Below are 3,601 nucleotides of genomic sequence, written 5' to 3' on the forward strand. Positions count from 1 at the left end.
GCACACGCACCGCCGCGTGCGACGCCCGGCGGCGGGGGAAGCGGAAGGTCACCACGGCGGCCGCCGCGACAGCCGTCCGCCTGGACACGGCGGCGGACACGGCCGCTGGCCCTTCGATGCCTGCGCCGCGTGCGGTCCTCCGCGCGCCGCGGACCACCACAGTTGAACCGCTGCGGTCCGGGCCGCAGCCGTTCAACGCACAGAAGTTCAACCGCAGCAGTTCAACGCAAGTCGTGCCCTGCATTCCAACCGAAGGAGAGAGCCATGCAAGACCTGATTCAACAAGCCAAGTTGTTCGCCCAGGACGATGACGGCGTCACCGCCATCGAGTACGGCCTGATCGCCGCGCTGATCGCCATCGTGATCATCGCCGGCGTCAAGCTGGTCGGACAGAACCTGAGCGCCGTGTTCGACAAGGTGCAGTCCGCGCTGAAGTAAGCCGAGCCACGCGCCGATGCGCTCGGCGCGACCGATACCCGCGGAGGCCGGCGTTCCGGCTCCGCGGGCCCGCGCCACCTACTGGAGACACCGATGCGCGCGCAAGCGAATTCCCTCCGCGGCTTCGTCGACGACGATCACGCGGTCAGCAGCATCGAGTACGCGCTGATCGCGATGCTGATCGCGCTGGTGATCATCGTCTCGGTCAAGGCCGCCGGCGAGGCCCTGAGCAATATCTTCGACAAGGTCGCGTCCTCGTTCTGACGACGCGGCCCTGCCCCGACCCAACGCCCTGCACCGTGCGACCGGAGCCCGCCATGCCGAACCCGCATCTCGCCACGATGATCGGACCTGCCGCGATGCTGCTGGTGCTGGCCGCCGCGGCCAGCGATCTGCATTGCCGCCGCATTCCCAACTGGCTGACCTTCGGCGCCTGGCTGCTGGCGCTGCCGGTACAGCTGGTGCTGTCCGGCCTCGGCGCCGGTGCGCTGTCCTGGGCCGCGGGCTGGCTGACGGGGCTGGCGATGTTCCTGCCGATCTATCTGCTGCGCGGCATGGCCGCCGGCGACGTCAAGCTGATGGCCGCGGTCGGCGCCTGGCTGGGCGCGGGCATGGCCTTCGACATCGCGCTGACGGCCTTCGTGCTGGGCGGCGTCTGGGCACTGGGCTGGACGCTGTGGCACGGCAATCTGCGCCAGCTGCGCGAGAACGTAGTGCGGATCGTGCTGGCGCCTGGCGCGTTCAACCCGGACCGGCGCAAGCCCGCGGTACTCGACGCGTCGGTGTCGGTCGGCGCGATGCCCTACGGCGTGGCCATCGCCGCCGGCACGATCGCGATGCTGTTCGCGTCGGCATAGCCACCAGCACAGAGCGGGGGATCCCATGATCGAGCAAACACCGAATGCGCCGATACACGGTCTGCCGGGCGTGGCCAATGCCGCGGCCAATGCCGGCGGCCATGGCCACTCGCGCGCGCCGGCCAACGCCGCCACGGAATGCGCCACAGAATGCGCCCAGCCGCAACCATGGCATGTGGCCCCGCGCACCGTTGCCGATACGGGCATCGACATCACGATGCTGGGCACCCTGCTGATGAAGGCCGCCTATCTGTACCGCAACGTCACGCTGCTGCAGCTGGCCGAGACGCTGCGCCTGCCCGGCTCGGTGATCGGCGAGATCGCGACCGCCTGCGTGCGCGAGAGGCTGCTGGAGATCGCGCATCGCGGCGCCAGCGACCTGGACGTGCGCTACCGGCTGACCGACGCCGGCTATGCGCGCGCCGCCGAGTTCGCCGCGCGCTGCAGCTATGCGGGCCCGGCGCCGGTGACGCTCGACGCCTACCTGGAAGCGGTGCGGCACCACTCGGTGCGCGACGCCAGCGTGTCGAAGGCCGATGTGGCCGCCGCGCTCGGCGACATGGTGGCCGCGCCCCATATCGTCGACGAGGCCGGCATCGCGTTGAATTCGAGCACCGCACTGCTGCTGTACGGTCCGCCCGGCAGCGGCAAGACGTTCCTCGCGCGCCGGCTGCGCGAACTGATGCCGGGCGCGGTGCCGGTGCCGCACGCGATCACCGTGGCCGGCGAGATCATCCAGGTGTTCGATCCGCTGGTGCACGTGCCCTTCGACGAGGGCGCCTACCCCGGCTGGGGGCGCGGCGCGGACCGGCGCTGGATCCTGTGCCACCGCCCCGCGGTGCTGACCGGAGGCGAGCTGACGCTGGACATGCTGGACCTGCGCTACGACGCGGTCGCCGGCTACTACCAGGCGCCACCGCACATGAAGGCCAACAACGGCGTCTACATCGTCGACGATCTCGGCCGCCAGCTGGTCGGCGTCAACGAGCTGCTGAACCGGTGGATCGTGCCGCTGGACCGCGGCGTCGACATGTTCACGCTGCACAGCGGCGTGCGCTTCTCGGTGCCGTTCGACGTATGGCCGGTGTTCTCGACCAACCTGGACCTGGGCGCGCTCGGCGACGACGCCTTCCTGCGCCGGCTCGGCAGCAAGCTGTTCGTCGGCCCGCTCGCCGAGGATGACTACCGCGAGGTCTATGCGCGCGCCGCCCGCGCGCTGGGCCTGCACGGCGCCGACGACGTGTTCCGCTTCCTGCTCGAGGGCTTGCACATGGCCGACGGCATTCCGCTGCTGGCCTGCATCCCGGGCGACCTGCTCAAGCTGGTCGACTCGGCCAGGCGCTATCACGGCGGCGAGCCACGCGTCAGCGAGGAAGCGCTGCGGCGCGCCTGGCACGCGTATTTCGGCCGCGAGATCGGCGACGGCATGCGCTGGCGCAGCGGCTCGCGCGCTACGGCGCGATAGCTTCGTCGAGCTCGGACGACGGACAAGGAAACAACGAAAAAACGAGGGAAACGAGGGCAACCTCAGGGGAGAGCTTCCATGAAAAACGCACGGGCAATGTTGATGCTTCTGGTCGCACTGGCCGCCGGGGTAGCGGCCGTGGTCGCGGCCTCGCGCTGGCTGATGCAGCAGTCATCGAACTCGGTCGCGCAGGTGGTGGTCGCCGCCAGCGACATCAACCTGGGCCAGCCGATCGGCCCGGAAAACCTGCGGCTGGTCAGCTGGCCCAGCGCCAGCGTGCCGCCCGGCGCCTTCACCAACGCCGCGCTGCTGCAGGGCCGTGTCGCGCGCACCAGCGTGCTGCGCGGCGAACCGGTGCTCGAGGCCAAGCTGGCGCCGCAGGGCACAAAAGGCGGCCTGTCGGCGGTGATCGGCGAAGGCAGGCGCGCGATCACGGTGCGCGTCAACGACGTGGTCGGCGTGGCCGGCTTCGCGCTGCCGGGCAATCTGGTCGACGTGATCGTCAACACCGCCGCCGACGCCAGGCGCAACGGCGCGGGCAGCGGCGACGCCAGCATCTCGAAGATCGTGCTGGAGAAGATCCTGGTGCTGGCGGTCGCGCAGCAGGTGAGCCGGGACGATACCCAGCCCAAGGTGGTCAACGCGGTGACGCTGGAGGTCACGCCCGAACAGGCCGAGAAGCTGGACGTCGCGCGCAGCGTGGGCACGCTGTCGCTGGTGCTGCGCAATCAGGTCGACCTGGCCGCGGTCGACACCGAGGGCGCCACCAAGACCACGCTGCTTGGCACGCCCGCCGCCGCACCGGTGCCCGCGCCGCTCAAGCCGGTCAAGGTCAGCGCAC

The 3,601-nt window shown here is 70.3% G+C and carries 5 protein-coding genes; all 5 read left to right on the top strand.

Annotated elements, in window-relative coordinates; all coding sequences use genetic code 11:
* The first annotated feature begins 264 nt into the window (after nucleotides 1–264).
* The gene (locus B551_RS15205) at nucleotides 265–438 is read left to right on the top strand and encodes a Flp family type IVb pilin (RefSeq protein WP_006578843.1); all 174 of its coding nucleotides are present in this window, start codon (nucleotides 265–267) and stop codon (nucleotides 436–438) included.
* A gap of 93 nt (nucleotides 439–531) precedes the next feature.
* Nucleotides 532–702 (top strand): Flp family type IVb pilin, encoded by a 171-nt coding sequence (locus B551_RS25645; protein WP_006578844.1) that lies wholly within the window; start codon nucleotides 532–534, stop codon nucleotides 700–702.
* Between the two features lie 53 nt (nucleotides 703–755).
* Nucleotides 756–1,295 (top strand): prepilin peptidase, encoded by a 540-nt coding sequence (locus B551_RS15210; RefSeq protein ID WP_006578845.1) that lies wholly within the window; start codon nucleotides 756–758, stop codon nucleotides 1,293–1,295.
* 25 nt (nucleotides 1,296–1,320) lie between these two features.
* Nucleotides 1,321–2,760, top strand: a complete 1,440-nt coding sequence (locus tag B551_RS15215; RefSeq protein WP_006578846.1) for an ATP-binding protein — start codon at nucleotides 1,321–1,323, stop codon at nucleotides 2,758–2,760.
* A gap of 78 nt (nucleotides 2,761–2,838) precedes the next feature.
* A partial coding sequence (cpaB, locus tag B551_RS15220; protein WP_043440019.1) for a Flp pilus assembly protein CpaB occupies nucleotides 2,839–3,601 on the top strand: 763 nt, incomplete at its 3' end.

This window comes from Cupriavidus sp. HPC(L) (assembly GCF_000307735.3).
GTDB lineage: Bacteria > Pseudomonadota > Gammaproteobacteria > Burkholderiales > Burkholderiaceae > Cupriavidus.

Bases quoted from the DNA above. Each gene is read 5' to 3' on its own strand.
- B551_RS15205 (WP_006578843.1), top strand. From the start codon at position 265: ATGCAAGACCTGATTCAACAAGCCAAGTTGTTCGCCCAGGACGATGAC.
- B551_RS25645 (WP_006578844.1), top strand. From the start codon at position 532: ATGCGCGCGCAAGCGAATTCCCTCCGCGGCTTCGTCGACGACGATCAC.
- B551_RS15210 (WP_006578845.1), top strand. From the start codon at position 756: ATGCCGAACCCGCATCTCGCCACGATGATCGGACCTGCCGCGATGCTG.
- B551_RS15215 (WP_006578846.1), top strand. From the start codon at position 1,321: ATGATCGAGCAAACACCGAATGCGCCGATACACGGTCTGCCGGGCGTG.